The sequence below is a fragment of the Streptomyces sp. NPDC111744 genome (assembly GCF_055634995.1).
This window is the reverse complement of the sequence record NZ_JBVKCG010000015.1, coordinates 22,323-36,215: the sequence shown is the minus strand read 5'-3', so window position 1 is coordinate 36,215 and position 13,893 is coordinate 22,323. Positions and strand designations below refer to the sequence as shown.

At 70.2% G+C, this 13,893-nt stretch carries 10 protein-coding genes and 2 pseudogenes; 2 read left to right on the top strand and 10 right to left on the bottom strand.

Annotation, left to right across the window (positions count from 1 at the left end):
* Positions 1–3 precede the first annotated feature (3 nt).
* The 9 genes and pseudogenes from ACZ7OO_RS28850 to ACZ7OO_RS28810 all read right to left on the bottom strand — a co-directional run.
* Positions 4–1,296, bottom strand: a complete 1,293-nt coding sequence (locus ACZ7OO_RS28850; RefSeq protein WP_471509090.1) for an extracellular solute-binding protein — start codon at positions 1,294–1,296, stop codon at positions 4–6.
* A 174-nt stretch (positions 1,297–1,470) separates the two neighbouring features.
* Positions 1,471–2,985 carry a glycoside hydrolase family 43 protein gene (locus ACZ7OO_RS28845; RefSeq protein WP_471509088.1) on the bottom strand — a complete coding sequence of 505 codons (1,515 nt, stop codon included), beginning with the start codon at positions 2,983–2,985 and terminating at the stop codon, positions 1,471–1,473.
* A 102-nt stretch (positions 2,986–3,087) separates the two neighbouring features.
* Positions 3,088–4,905: an APC family permease gene (locus tag ACZ7OO_RS28840; RefSeq protein ID WP_471509086.1), complete on the bottom strand. Its 1,818-nt coding sequence runs from the start codon at positions 4,903–4,905 to the stop codon at positions 3,088–3,090.
* Positions 4,906–5,130: 225 nt separating this feature from the next.
* Positions 5,131–5,814, bottom strand: coding sequence for a response regulator (locus ACZ7OO_RS28835; protein ID WP_471509084.1), 684 nt, complete (start codon positions 5,812–5,814; stop codon positions 5,131–5,133).
* The gene (locus tag ACZ7OO_RS28830; protein ID WP_471509083.1) at positions 5,814–6,482 is read right to left on the bottom strand and encodes a potassium-transporting ATPase subunit C; all 669 of its coding nucleotides are present in this window, start codon (positions 6,480–6,482) and stop codon (positions 5,814–5,816) included. Before ACZ7OO_RS28830 ends, ACZ7OO_RS28835 begins: the two co-directional genes overlap by 1 nt.
* Positions 6,483–6,488: 6 nt before the next feature.
* Positions 6,489–8,615: a potassium-transporting ATPase subunit KdpB gene (gene kdpB, locus ACZ7OO_RS28825; RefSeq protein WP_471509081.1), complete on the bottom strand. Its 2,127-nt coding sequence runs from the start codon at positions 8,613–8,615 to the stop codon at positions 6,489–6,491.
* The gene (gene kdpA, locus ACZ7OO_RS28820) at positions 8,612–10,276 is read right to left on the bottom strand and encodes a potassium-transporting ATPase subunit KdpA (protein ID WP_471509079.1); all 1,665 of its coding nucleotides are present in this window, start codon (positions 10,274–10,276) and stop codon (positions 8,612–8,614) included. Before kdpA ends, kdpB begins: the two co-directional genes overlap by 4 nt.
* Before the next feature lie 7 nt (positions 10,277–10,283).
* Positions 10,284–10,373, bottom strand: coding sequence for a K(+)-transporting ATPase subunit F (gene kdpF / locus ACZ7OO_RS28815; protein ID WP_016434100.1), 90 nt, complete (start codon positions 10,371–10,373; stop codon positions 10,284–10,286).
* Between the two features lie 484 nt (positions 10,374–10,857).
* Positions 10,858–11,166, bottom strand: a pseudogene (locus tag ACZ7OO_RS28810) (histidine kinase); the annotation flags it as partial.
* Between the two features lie 182 nt (positions 11,167–11,348).
* On the opposite strand from ACZ7OO_RS28810, the gene ACZ7OO_RS28805 reads away from it, so the two are divergent.
* Complete coding sequence (locus ACZ7OO_RS28805; RefSeq protein WP_471509374.1) at positions 11,349–12,908, top strand: Na+/H+ antiporter; 1,560 nt, start codon at positions 11,349–11,351, stop codon at positions 12,906–12,908.
* 228 nt (positions 12,909–13,136) lie between these two features.
* On the opposite strand, the gene ACZ7OO_RS28800 is transcribed toward ACZ7OO_RS28805, so the two are convergent.
* On the bottom strand, positions 13,137–13,268 hold the full coding sequence (locus ACZ7OO_RS28800; protein WP_471509077.1) for a hypothetical protein: 132 nt from the start codon (positions 13,266–13,268) through the stop codon (positions 13,137–13,139).
* Between ACZ7OO_RS28800 and ACZ7OO_RS28795 the strand changes: the two are divergent.
* Positions 13,252–13,479: pseudogene (locus ACZ7OO_RS28795) on the top strand (SDR family NAD(P)-dependent oxidoreductase); the annotation flags it as partial. The gene ACZ7OO_RS28800 and the pseudogene ACZ7OO_RS28795 sit on opposite strands and share 17 nt — an antisense overlap.
* Positions 13,480–13,893: the final 414 nt, after the last annotated feature.

The following is a 13,893-nucleotide window of genomic DNA, read 5'->3' as shown; positions in this document are numbered from 1 at the left end:
GGCCTACTGCTCTTCCTTCGCGGTCTTGGTGATCGCCTGGGCCACGTCTTCAGGCGACTTGGACCCGGCGATCAGCCCGGCGACGCTGTCGTTGACCTGCTGTCCGACGGCAGGGGCGTAGGCCTGGTCGAGGTAGAGCTGGAAGCCGGTGGCGGCCTTCAACTGGGCCTGTACGAGCTTGAGGTTGGTGTCGGTCAGCGCACTCTCGGCGGCAGGCACGACGGGCAGCACGCCGGTCTTCTTGACCAACTCCACGTCCGTGGTCTCGGAGGCGAAGAACTTCAGGAAGTCGACGGCCGCCTGTGGGGCGTCGGCGCGCAGCGCGTGTCCGCCGCCGCCGCCGAACACCTCGGTGATGGTGCCCTTGCCGCCCTCCACGGCCGGGAACGGGAAGAAGCCCAGGTTCGCGCCGACGCCCTTGCCCGCGTCGGCCTCGACCACCGGCGCCCACTGGCCCATCAGCTCCATCGCGGCCTTGCCGTTGCCTACGGTGGCGGCCTGGCCGGTCGGGGTGGAGTAGGCGGCGCCCAGGAAGCCCTTCTGGAAAGGCTCCAGGGCGACCAGGTCCTTGAGGTGCCGTCCGGCCTGGACGAACCCGTCGCCGGTGAAGTCCTTGTCGTCGTCGGCCTTCTTGAGGGCGTCGATCCCGGCGGTGCGCATCGCCAGGTACGCCCAGTAGTACATGCCGGTCCAGCTCTCCTTGCCGGCCAGCGCGAGGGGGGTGATGCCGGCGGCCTTCAGCTTCTTCACGGCGTCGAGGAAGGCGCTCCACGTGGTGGGGGGTGTGCTGATCCCGGCCTTCTTGAAGAGTGCCTTGTTGTACCAGAAGCCGACCATGCCGATGTCGAAGGGGATGCCGTACGTCCTGCTGTCGATGAGGTACGGCTCCTTGGCGACCGGGAGCAGGCCTTCAGCCCAGGACTTGGTGGGGTCGGTGAGGTCCTTGACGAGCCCGGCGTCGACCTGCTGCCGGAGGACGCCGCCGCCCCAGGTGTGGAAGATGTCGGGGAGCTTCCCGGAGGCGATCAGGGCCGTCATCTTCGACTTGTAGGCGTCGTTCTCCAACTGCACGATCTTGACCTTGACCTTGGGGTTCTGCGCCTCGAACTTCTTGGCGAGGGCAGCCCAGACGCCCTTGGTCGGGTTGGTCGTGGAGATGTTCCACCACTCGATGGTGGTGGTCCCCGACGATCCTCCGTCCGAGCCTCCACCGCAGCCGCTGAGGGCGGTCATGCCCAGACCGGCGGCCGCGGTGGCCGCCAGGAAACCGCGACGGGACAGTGCCGGGTCGCCCATGATGCGCTCCTTGAGGTACGGGACGACCGACGCCGTCCTGATCGATGGTTCTCCGGGGACTTCGAAGCTTTCGAGGGCTCAGCGTCTATGTCGTTCGAAACATTCGACAATTTCTCCGAACGTTCCGAACCGCGACTCTAGAAAGGAGGATCAGGAGCGTCAAGGTGTCGCGCATCAGCTGATGGGCGTGTATTCGAACCAGTCGAAGGCGGCCCGGTGTTCGGTGACGTACATGCCGATGACCCGGCCGGTGAAGCCGCCCGCCACCTCGGTGGAGAGATACCGGCCGTCGAGTTCGGCCAGCCGAACGACACCGTCGGACGTTTCGACCGAAAGGGTCACGGCATCGGGCCCGGCCGGGCGGACTCCGGTCGTCCCGGAGCTCCCGGGCGCGACGGCGGTGGGCGGCGGCACCCGGGTCGTACGGATCTCGATGGCGAGGGTGACCGGCCCCGGCGGTACCGCGCGTTCGGCGAGCGTCTGCCGCAACGGCCCGATCCGTGCGACCGCGCTCACCACTCCCCCGCCCACCTCCAGGTCGTAGTGGTGGGCCTCGTCGATACGGACCGAGAGACCCGCGCGTGCCGGACCCGGGTCGAGCAGGGTGGCCGCGCGGCAGTCCGGGTGCTGCTGGCGGCGGCCGACGAAGGTGTGCCCGGGCCGGTCGAGACTGTCCCCGGTGGCCGTGAGCGTCAGCCACCCGGGCCGTTCGGCGAGCGACCAGGAGCCGTCCGGCCGGCTGCGCGGGGAGATCCAGTGCGGTGCGAGGGCGTCGGCCGTGAAGTCGTCGCGCAGGGGCGGCTGTTCGACCGGGTGCCAGGCCGCCGGTGCGGTCTCGCGCTCCCGTATCTCCCCCATGTGCGGCCAGCCGTCCGCCCACTCCACCGGCGCCAGGAAGGTCTCCCGGCCGAGCACGTGGAACTCCGGGAACCAGCCTCGCGGACGGGTTCCGAGCAGCACCGCCCACCAGCTGCCGTCGGCCGCCCGGACCAGGTCGGCGTGCCCGGTGCACTGGATCGGCGACCCGGTGCCCCGGTGCGAGACCAGCGGGTTGCCGGGCGCCGGCTCCCAGGGGCCGCGCGGGGACCGGGCCCTGGCCACCGAGACCCCGTGCCCGAGGGCCGTACCGCCCTCGGCGATCAGCAGGTACCACCACTCCCCCACCCGGTACAGGTGCGGTGCCTCCGGGTCCCGCAGGCCGGTCCCCGACCACAGGGGCAGCGGGCCTTCCAGCACCTTCCCGCTCCGGGTGTCTATCCGGGCGATCGCGTTTCCGGCCACGGCACACCAGCAGTCGCCGTTCTCGTCCCAGGCGAGGTCGGGGTCGATGCCGGGTACGTCGACCCACACCGGGTCGGACCAGGGGCCCTCGGGCCGCTCGGCGCTGACCAGGAAGGTGCCGGCGCCACTGACATCGGTGGTGATGACATGGAAGCGCCCGTCGTGGTGCCGGATCGTCGGGGCGTAGACACCGGCCGAGGCCGGAGTGCCGTCGGCCAGTGTCAACTGCCCGGGCCGGTCCAGCACGTTGCCGAGCTGCCGCCAGTTCACCAGGTCCCGGCTGTGGAAGAGCGGGACGCCGGGGAAGTACTCGAAGCTGGAACACACCAGGTAGTAGTCCTCCCCCACCCGGCACACGCTCGGGTCGGGGTGGAATCCGGGGATGACCGGGTTGTCGTAGGTCCGCATGCGGGTGCCCCTCCCCAGGCGTCACCGAAAGTTTCGGCGAGGTCGGCGAACATTACGAGGCGCACTGTAAGGGGCTGTCGGACGCCCGACAAGGCGGGTGTTCTACAGCTTCAGGCGGTACGGGAGCAGGCAGACCACGACGTCGGTGCGGGCCCGCAGGACGGTGGCGAGGAGCAGGCCACGCTGGTTCTGGAGGATCTCGTAGCGGCGGTGCGTCGGTTCCACCTCGGGGATGAGGACCGCGACCTGACGGCCGCCCTCCGCCGCCCGTTGCACATACTCGACGATGGGCTGCACCAAGGAGTGGTGCGGGCTGTTGAGGATGTCGAGGCGCACTCCGGGGTGCCACCGCTGCCAGGCCTCCTCCAGCGCACGGGACCTGTCCGGGTCCGCGTGCACCGCGACGGCCACCACCTCGTCGCCGAGGGCGAGGGCGGCGCCGAGGGCGTGCCGGGCGAGCTTGCTGACCTCGCCGATCGGCACGATCACGAGGCTGCCGGTGTGCCGGGGTGGCGGTTGCGGGACGCGCCCGAGGCCCAGCTCCTCACCCACGGCGGTGTAGTAGCGCTGGATGCGGGCGAACAGCAGCATCAGCAGCGGTACGGCGATCACGACCGCCCAGGCGCCGGCGAGGAACTTGGTGAACAGCAGGATGACGCCGGCCAGGGTGGTGAGCAGGGCACCGGTGCCGTTGATCAGCGCCCGGCGCTTCCAGCCGGGCGGCCGCCGGGTCGCCCAGTGCCGGACAAGGCCGAGCTGGCTGAGGGTGAAGCCGATGAAGACACCGATGGCGAAGAGCGGGAGCAGCCGGTGGGTGTCGGCGTCGGTGGCGAGCAGCAGGAGCGCGGCCAGCAGGGCGAGGGCCAGAACGCCGTAGCGGTAGACCGGGCGTTCGGCGCGCAGGCCGAAGAGATGGGGCAGCCGGTGGTCGCGGGCCAGCAGGCTCATCAGCACCGGCAGCCCGCCGAAGCTGGTGTTGGCGGCCAGGCCCAGGGCGAGGGTGACGATGAGATTGGTGGCGTAGTAGGGCCAGCCGGTGCCGTAGGCGCCCGCGGTGAGCTGGGCGAGGACGGTCACCCCGCCGCGCGGGGCCACATGGTCGCGGTGGATCAGGACCGCCACGCCGATCAGCATGATCCCGAGCAACGCGCCGAGCATCAACTCGGTGCGCTGGGCGCGCTTGACGCTGGGTGGGCGGAAGGTCGGTACGGCGTTGGCGATGGCCTCCACACCGGTCAGGGCCGAGCAACCGGACGAGAACGCCTTGAGGATCACCAGCGCGCTCAGTGCCTCGGTCGCGTGCACGGGCTCGTGGGTGCCGACGACGGCGACCGGGTGCGAGCGCAGCAGACCGAGGAGGATCACGCCGAGGATCGCCATGATGAACAGCAGGGTCGGCAGCATCAGCACGCGGGCGCTCTCGGCGACGCCCCGCAGGTTCACGGCCGTCAGCAGAGCCAGGCCGATCAGACAGACGAGCAGCTTGTCGCGGCCCAGCACCGGGAAGGCAGAGGCGAGCGCGTCGACGCCGGCGGCGAGGCTGACGGCGACGGTGAGCACGTAGTCGACGACCAGGCTGGCGGCGGCGAGCAGGCTCGCGTTGGCGCCGAGATCCGCCTTGGCGACGGCGTAGGCGCCACCGCCGTCCGGGTGAGCCGCGATGACCTGGCCGTACGACACGACGAGCACGGCGAGCAGAAAGGTGATCGCCAGGGTGATGGGCAGGGTGGCGGTGAGCGCCCCGGTGCCGGCGACCACCAGGGCCAGCACGATCGCCTCGGGGCCGTAGGCCACCGAGCTGAGTGCGTCCAGGGACAGCGCGGCCAGCCCTTCCAGGCTGGTCAGACCGTGCTTGTCGCCCTCACCCGGGCGCAGCGGGACCCTGGGTCTCAGTTCACGTCGTGCCAGGCCATACGCCATCGGGACCTCATCACGGCCGGTGGGACGGTCGGCAACAGTGTCCTCCGTGGTCGCCGGGCCCGCCCCGTGACAGGCCCGGTCGGGCCGGCCGGCGTGAATGAGGGATGGCTCACCCGTCCACAACCTCCCCGGACAGAACAGCTAGGGCATGGCCAGCCCCTAGCCGCCGGCGCCCTTCTCGGCCGGCCGTGCGGCCGCTGGATCCGAAGCCTGCCGCGTGCCATGTCATCCCTCGAAGCGGTAGCCCATGCCGGGCTTGGTGATCAGGTATCGGGGGTGGGAGGGGTCCGCCTCCAGTTTGCGGCGGAGCTGCGCCATGTATACCCGCAGATAATTGGTCTTGTTGCTCTGCGAGACTCCCCACACTTCCCGCAGCAGCTGCTTCTGGGTGACGAGCCGGCCGGGGTTGGTGACCAGGATCTCCAGCAGATGCCACTCGGTGGGGGTGAGGCGTACGTCGTGGCCCGCCCGTACGGCCCTCTTGGCGCGCAGGTCGATGGTGAAGTCGGCCGTCTCCACCAGGGTGGTCTCGGGGGCGAGCGGGAGCTCCTCGGTACGGCGGACCGCCGCCCGCAGCCGGGCGAGGAGTTCGTCCATGCTGAACGGCTTGGTGATGTAGTCGTCGGCGCCCGCGTCCAGCGCGGCGACCTTCTCGTCGGAGGCCTGCCGTGCCGACAGCACCAGGATCGGTACACGGGTCCAGCCGCGCAGCGCCCTGATGATGTCGACCCCGTCCATGTCGGGCAGTCCGAGGTCGAGCATCACCACGTCCGGCTGACGCGCGGCCGCCAGCCGGAGGGCCGTGGCGCCGTCGGGCGCCGCGTCCACTCCGTACTGGCGTGCCTGCATATTGATCACGAGCGCCCGTACGAGCTGTGGGTCGTCTTCCACGACAAGCACTCGGGTCATCAGCTGCCCTTGATCAGTTCCTTCAGCGCGGTGTTGAGTTCGAGGACGTTCACCCGGGGCTCACCGATGAAGCCGAGGGTACGGCCCGTGGTGTGGTCCTTCACCAGCTTCTCCACCTGGTCGACGGAGAGGTTGCTCTTCGCCGCGACGCGGTGGACCTGGAGCTCGGCGTAGACCGGGGAGATGTCCGGGTCCAGGCCGGAGCCCGAGGAGGTGACGGCGTCGGCCGGCACCTGGGCTGGCGTGACCGTGTAGCCGGGCACCGAGTTGTCCTTCACGACCGCGGCCTTGGCGTCCTTCACCTGCTTGATCAGCACCTTGTTGTCGGCGGCGAGGTTGGTCGCCCCCGAAAGGATCAGCTTGTACTGGGTGTTGATGCTGTTGCTGCCGAGCCCGTTGGCCGGGCGGCCCTGGAACCACTGCAGGGCCGCGTCCGGGGTCTCCTGACCCTTCTTCAGCGGCAGGTTGTACGACTGCCCGATCAGGGACGAGCCGACGACCTTGCCGTCCGACTTGACCTCGGAGCCGTTCGCCTTGTTGCTGAACGCGGCCTGGGCGATGCCGGTGACGACCAGCGGGTAGATCACGCCCGTCACCAAGGTCAGCACGAGGAGGGCGCGCAGGCCCGCCCCGAGCAACCGGGCCGTGTTCGTAACCGAGTTGTTCATGATGGATCAACCGATCCCGGGGATGAGGGAGATGAGCAGGTCGATGATCTTGATGCCGATGAACGGGGCGATCAGGCCGCCGATGCCGTAGATCGTCAGGTTGCGCCGCAGCATCTTGTCCGCGCTCACCGGCCGGTACTGCACACCCCGCAGGGACAGCGGCACCAGCGCGATGATGATCAGCGCGTTGAAGATGACCGCGGACAGGATCGCGGAGCTGGGCGAGGACAGGTGCATGATGTTGAGCTTGTCCAGGCCCGGATAGACCGCCGCGAACAGCGCCGGGATGATCGCGAAGTACTTCGCGACGTCGTTGGCGATGGAGAACGTGGTCAGCGCACCGCGGGTGATCAGCAGCTGCTTGCCGATCTCGACGATCTCGATGAGCTTGGTCGGGTTCGAGTCGAGGTCGACCATGTTGCCGGCCTCCTTCGCGGCCGACGTACCCGTGTTCATCGCCACGCCGACGTCCGCCTGCGCGAGCGCCGGCGCGTCGTTCGTACCGTCGCCGGTCATCGCGACCAGCTTGCCGCCGGCCTGCTCCCGCTTGATGAGGGCCATCTTGTCCTCGGGGGTGGCCTCGGCGAGGAAGTCGTCGACGCCCGCCTCCTCGGCGATCGCCTTGGCGGTCAGCGGGTTGTCACCCGTGATCATGATCGTCTTGATGCCCATGCGGCGCAGTTCCTCGAACCGCTCCCGCATGCCGTCCTTGACGACATCCTTCAGGTGGATGACACCAAGCACACGGGCGCCCTCGGCGTCCTCGACCGCGACCAGCAGCGGAGTGCCGCCCGCCTCCGAGATGCGGTTCGCGAGGGTGTCCGCGTCCTCGGCGACGGTGCCGCCCCGCTCGCGGACCCAGGCGATGACCGAACCGGCCGCACCCTTGCGGATCTTCCGCCCGTCCACGTCCACACCCGACATCCGGGTCTGGGCGGTGAAGGCGATCCACTCGGCGTGCGCCAGCTCGCCCTGGTGCCGCTCGCGCAGCCCGTACCTCTCCTTGGCAAGGACGACGATGGAGCGGCCCTCGGGAGTCTCGTCGGCCAGCGACGACAACTGGGCCGCGTCGGCCACCTCGGCCTCGGTGGCCCCGCGCACCGGCAGGAACTCGGAGGCCTGGCGGTTGCCCAGGGTGATGGTGCCGGTCTTGTCGAGCAGCAGCGTGGAGACGTCACCCGCGGCCTCGACCGCACGCCCGGACATCGCGAGCACGTTGCGCTGCACCAGCCGGTCCATGCCCGCGATACCGATCGCGGAGAGCAGCGCGCCGATCGTCGTCGGGATCAGACAGACAAGCAGGGCGACCAGCACGACCATCGTCAGGTGGGTGCCCGCGTAGTCCGCGAACGGCGGCAGAGTGGCGACGGCCAGCAGGAAGACGATCGTCAGCGAGGCGAGCAGGATGTTCAGCGCGATCTCGTTCGGCGTCTTCTGCCGGGCCGCGCCCTCGACCAGGGCGATCATCCGGTCGATAAAGGTCTCGCCCGGCTTCGTCGTGATCTTGATGACGATACGGTCTGACAACACCTTGGTACCGCCCGTGACCGCGGACCGGTCACCGCCGGACTCCCGGATGACCGGAGCCGACTCACCCGTGATCGCCGACTCGTCGACCGACGCGACGCCCTCGATGACGTCACCGTCACCGGGGATGATGTCGCCGGCCTCGCAGACCACCAGATCACCGATCCTCAGCTCGGTGCCGGGCACCTGCTCCTCGGTGTCGCCGACCAGTCGCCGGGCCACGGTGTCGGTCTTGGCCTTGCGCAGGGTTTCGGCCTGGGCCTTGCCGCGGCCCTCGGCGACCGCTTCCGCCAGGTTGGCGAAGATCACGGTCAGCCACAGCCAGGCGCTGATGGTCCAGCCGAACCAGTCGCCCGGGTCCTTGAAGGAGAAGACCGTGGTCAGGATCGAGCCGACCCACACCACGAACATCACGGGCGACTTGATCATGACCCGCGGGTCGAGCTTGCGGCAGGCCTCGGGGAGGGACCTGATCAGCTGCCTGGCGTCGAACAGGCCCGCGCCGACGCGGCCTTCGGCGGGCTTGTGCCCGGTCGGCGCGTCCTGGTGGGGCGCAAGGGTGGGTGTGGACATGGTGTCCTCGTGGGCTTCCGTTCGAGTGGTCATGACGCCAGCCCCTCGGCCAGCGGTCCCAGCGCCAGCGCCGGGAAGTAGGTCAGACCGGTGATGATCAGGATCGCGCCGACCAGCAGACCGGTGAACAGGGGCTTCTCGGTGCGCAGGGTGCCGGCCGTGGCCGGGACCGGCTTCTGCTCGGCGAGCGAGCCTGCCAGCGCGAGCACGAACACCATCGGCAGGAAGCGGCCGAACAGCATCGCGAGTCCGGTCATGGTGTTGTACCAGTCGGTGTTCGCGTTCAGGCCGGCGAAGGCCGAGCCGTTGTTGTTGGCCGCCGAGGTGAAGGCGTACAGCACCTCGGAGAAGCCGTGCGCCCCGGAGTTGAGCATGGAGTGCGGCGGGGTCGGCAGGGCCATGGAGGCCGCGGCGAACACGAGCGCCAGCGCCGGGGTGATCAGGATGTAGATCGCCGACAGCTTGATCTCACGGGAGCCGATCTTCTTGCCCAGGTACTCGGGCGTGCGGCCGACCATCAGACCGGCGATGAACACCGCGATGACCGCCATGATCAGGATGCCGTAGAGGCCGGAGCCGGTACCACCGGGCGCGATCTCGCCCAGCATCATGCTGAGCAGGGTGATACCGCCGCCCAGGCCGGTGAACGAGGAATGGAAGGAGTCCACCGCGCCGGTCGAGGTCAGGGTGGTCGACACCGCGAAGATCGACGAGGAGCCGACGCCGAAGCGGACCTCCTTGCCCTCGTACGCCCCGCCCGCGAGCTGGAGCGCAGGGCCGTGGTGGGCGAACTCGGTCCACATCATCAGTGCGGTGAAGCCGACCCAGATGGTGCCCATGGTGGCCAGGATCGCGTAACCCTGCCGGACCGAGCCGACCATCACGCCGAAGGTGCGGGTCAGCGCGAACGGGATCAGCAGGATCAGGAAGATCTCGAAGAGGTTGGTGAAGGGCGTCGGGTTCTCGAAGGGGTGGGCGGAGTTGGCGTTGAAGTAACCGCCACCGTTGGTGCCCAGCTCCTTGATGGCCTCCTGGGAGGCGACCGCACCGCCGTTCCACTGCTGCGAGCCGCCCATGAACTGACCGACCGCGTGGATGCCGGAGAAGTTCTGGATGGCACCGCAGGCGACCAGGATGACCGCGGCGACCGCGGCGAACGGCACCAGGATGCGGACGGTGCCGCGCACCAGGTCGGACCAGAAGTTGCCGATCTCACCGGTACGCGACCGGGCGAAACCGCGCACCAGAGCCACCGCAACCGCGATGCCGACGGCCGCGGAGACGAAGTTCTGCACGGCCAGACCGGCGGTCTGCACGACGTGCCCCATGGTCTGCTCGCCGTAGTACGACTGCCAGTTCGTGTTGGTCACGAAGGAGACGGCCGTGTTGAACGACTGCGCCGGGTTGACCGAGTCGAAACCGAGCGAACCGGGCAGGATGCCCTGGAGCCGCTGCAGCAGATAGAGGAAGAGGACGCCGACCAGGGAGAAGGCGAGGACCCCGCGCAGATAGGCGGGCCAGCGCATCTCGGTGTCGGGGTTGGCGCCGATGCCCTTGTAGATCCACTTCTCGACGCGCCAGTGCTTGTCGGAGGAGTAGACCCTGGCCATGTAGTTGCCGAAGGGGACGTAGCAGAGCGCCAGCGCGCCTATGAGCGCGACGAGCTGGAGCACGGCGGCAGTTACGGGACCCATGGCTGCCTCAGAACCTCTCCGGGAAGATCAGGGCGAGGACGAGATAGCCCAGCAGGGCGACGGCCACGACGAGGCCGACGATGTTCTCGGCGGTCACAGCTTGGTCACCCCTTTGGCGACGAGGGCCACCAGCGCGAAACCCGCGAGCACGGTGACGACGAAGGCCAGATCGGCCATCGTGAACTCCTGGATGAGGTTCGGAACGGACTCGGACTGTTAGAGGAAAGCCTCTTTCTGGCCGGATTCAGCCGCCGTTGACGGGTCCCTTACGGCGGTGTTCACGCCTTTGACGGGTCTCTTACGCCCGCTCGACCGAGCCGCGACCGGAAGCCGCCGTTCGGCCTCAGAAGACCCCTGAACAGGGGGAACGCGGGCCTCAGGCGCAACGGACGCGTCAGGGCAGGCCTCAGGCCAGGCGGAACCGCAGCCGCCTGCTCCTCCTGATCGACTGCGGATCTGGGACGTTCACCTGGTGGCGCGGCACTGTCTGGACCGCGCTCGCCCTGCTCCTCTTCGCCGTCCTCTGCCCCGCCAGGGTCCGCGCCGGCGACGGCTGGCTCACTCCCGTCGGCTGCTGCGCACCCGCGGGGTCCGTTGGTGTGGGCGAACTCGTCGACGATCGCCACCTGCGGGCGGCGCGCCAGCACGGCGGCGAGATCCATCTCCTCGAACGCGCCGCCCCGGTAGGGACGGCTCAGCCGCGGCACGACGGCCAGTCCGTCGGACATGGCCTCGGTCCGGGGGCGCCCATGGCACTCCGCGAACCCCACCACCACGTCCGCGCCCCGGGACGCGCGGCGCCGTGCCTCGTCGAGCATGCGGTAGGTCTTGCCGACCCCGGGGGCGGCCCCGAGGCAGACCTTCAGTCGTCCGCGCGGTACATCGTTCATCGCCTCAAAGAGAAGCGCTCCGCCAGGCCCGCAGTCGGCGTCTTGACGCGTCTCTGGCGCCGCTGACGAGGACGTTGACACTGTCTTGACGGCTGCACTCCGGGATACGGTGGAGGCGGTGTGCCGGGAAGTCTGGTCGGCGGGGAGTCAGGGTGGCTCCCGTACAGCCCCAGGGGGACGGCATGCGCAGCGTGGGTACGGTTCTTTCACTCGTGGTACTGGCCACGGTGGTGGCGACCTTCGCCCGTCGCTGGCGGATTCCCGCCCCCTCCCTCCTCGTGGTCGCGGGCCTCGCCGTGGCCCTGCTGCCGGGCACTCCGACGATCCAGATCAGCCCGGACGTCATCGGGCTCGTCGTCCTCCCGCCACTGCTCTACGCCAGCGCGGAGGAACTCTCCTGGCGCGAGCTGCGCGCGGTGTGGAAGCCGGTCGGGGTGCTCGCGGTCGGCCTGGTGCTGGCCTCCGCCGCGGCCGTCGGCGTGGTCGCCTCCGTGGTCACCCCGCTGTCCTGGCAGATGGCACTGGTGCTCGGCGCGATCCTGGCCAGCACCGACCCGGTCGCGGTGACCGCCCTGGGGCGCCGGCTGGCGCTGCCGCCGAAGGTGCAGGTGCTGGTCCAGGCGGAGAGCCTCTTCAACGACGCGACCTCCCTGGTCCTCTACCGGGTCGCGGTGAGCGTCGCGGTCGCCTCGGCGGCGGCGAACTGGGGGGCGGCGGGCGGCGAGTTCCTGCTGCTGGCGGGCGGCGGCACGCTGATCGGCGCGGTCGTGGCCGGTGTCGTCGCGCTGATCCGGCGGCGCACCGAGGACCCGGTCCTGGAGACGGTGATCTCGCTGGTCACGCCGTACGCGGCCTATGTCCTCGCGGAGGCAGCCCACACCTCCGGCGTGACCTCGGTGGTCGTGGCGGGCGTGGTCCTCGGCGGCCGCGGCGACCGGCTCACCAACGCCCGCATCAGGCTCCAGCTGCACGCCGTCTACGGCACGGTGGTCTTCCTGCTGGAGAGCGTGGTGTTCAGCCTGATCGGGCTGGCGCTGCCCGCCCAGGTGCAGGCGCTGTCCGAGGGGGACCGGGCGTGGCCGCTGTACGCGCTGGCGGTCGCCGGCACGCTGATCGCGGTACGGCTGCTGTGGCTGGCGCCGCTGTCGGCGGTGGTGCAGCGCAAGGGCGGCATACAGCGGCCGAACTGGCGGGTGCCGGTGGTGCTGACCTGGGCCGGCACCCGGGGTGTGGTGCCGCTGGCGGCCGCGCTGTCGATCCCGGTGACGGCCAAGGACGGCTCGGCCCTCACCGAGCGCCCACTGGTCCTGGTCCTGACCACCTCGGTCGTGGTCGTCACCCTGGTCGTGCAGGGCTTCAGCCTGGCCTCCGTCGTACGCCGCTCCGGCATCGCCCTTGAGCCCGATCACACCGAGCGCGAGGAGGCCGCCGCCCGCTGCCGGCTGGCGGACGCGGGCATCCGGCGCCTGGAGGAGCTGTCCGAGCTGGAGGCGGTCCCTGAGGTGGTCATCGACCGGCTCCGGCGCGGTCTTCACGCCCGCCTCGACGACGCCCGGGACCGCCTCGCCGACAGCACGGCGGAGTCCGCCGACCTGGTCTACCGGCAGCTGCGCCGCGATCTGATCGCGGTGGAGGCGGCGGAGCTGCGGCGGCTGTACGACGAGCACACGATCAGCGACACGACCCGAAGACGGCTTCAGCGGTCCCTGGACCTGGAGGAGGCGAGGCTGGCGGACGTCTGAGGGGCCACCCGACAGGCTGCCGGCCGGGGGCGCGCCGCGGGCCGCGGTGGGGCTCGCGGGGGCACGGGCGGTGCGCCAGGCGATCATACGGTCTGGGTGCACCAGCAGCGGCCCTGCTCGCCGAGGCCGGCCCGCCACAGCGTCGAGATCTCGCTCGCCCTGCACACCGTCCAGGACCCCGCCGGCCGTGCACCCCGGCCACCGGCCACCGGCAGTAAGGCTCGCCGTTCAGCGGAACTCCGCCAGCCGGAGCCGCAGCCCGGTCAGGGCCACCGCCAGCAGCAACAGTCCGCAGGCCCAAGGCAGTTGACCGGTCAGCTCGGCTCGGCCGGCCGCCACCGACCCGGGCTCCCGCGACACCACGCGGCTCCCGCTCTACGCCCACGAGGGCGGCCCGGCCGCCGAGGGCGCGGCGCATGTGGTGCGGCTCTGCGACCCGGCCGTCGAGATCGTCAACGGCGCCTACTACGACCGTGACGCGGGCATCGAACCGGCCCCGGCGGCGACGGACGACCGCACGGTCAGGCGGCTCAACAGGCTCGCCGACCTGCTCGTCGGCCGCAGCGCTTGAACGCCCCATCACGGAACGGAGTTGACGCACATGTCCAAGCGAGCCCGCAAGAAGAGGGCCCGTCGCAGGAAGAAGGCCGACCACGGCACCAGGGCCGGTCAGCGCCAGGGCCTGTCTGACAAATCCCGTCGTCGCCCGGAGGGCGGCCTCGCGGCGTCAGGTGCGTGCGTGCTCTCGGCATGCCGGGCGTAGGCCCTCGTACTGGACGTACCTGGGTCTGCGCCCGGTGCGGCGAAAGTGCTTGCATGGCGTCGCGAAGCACACAATTGTCAGACAGGCCCTGGCACCACCGACGGTACGGCCGGGGACAGGGAAACACCCCCTGCCCCGGCCTCCGTGCGTCAGGCCCCGCCCACAGCCTCACGGGATAACGCTCGGTGTCCGGCCCCGGCCATCCCGGGCCGCCGCCCCCCG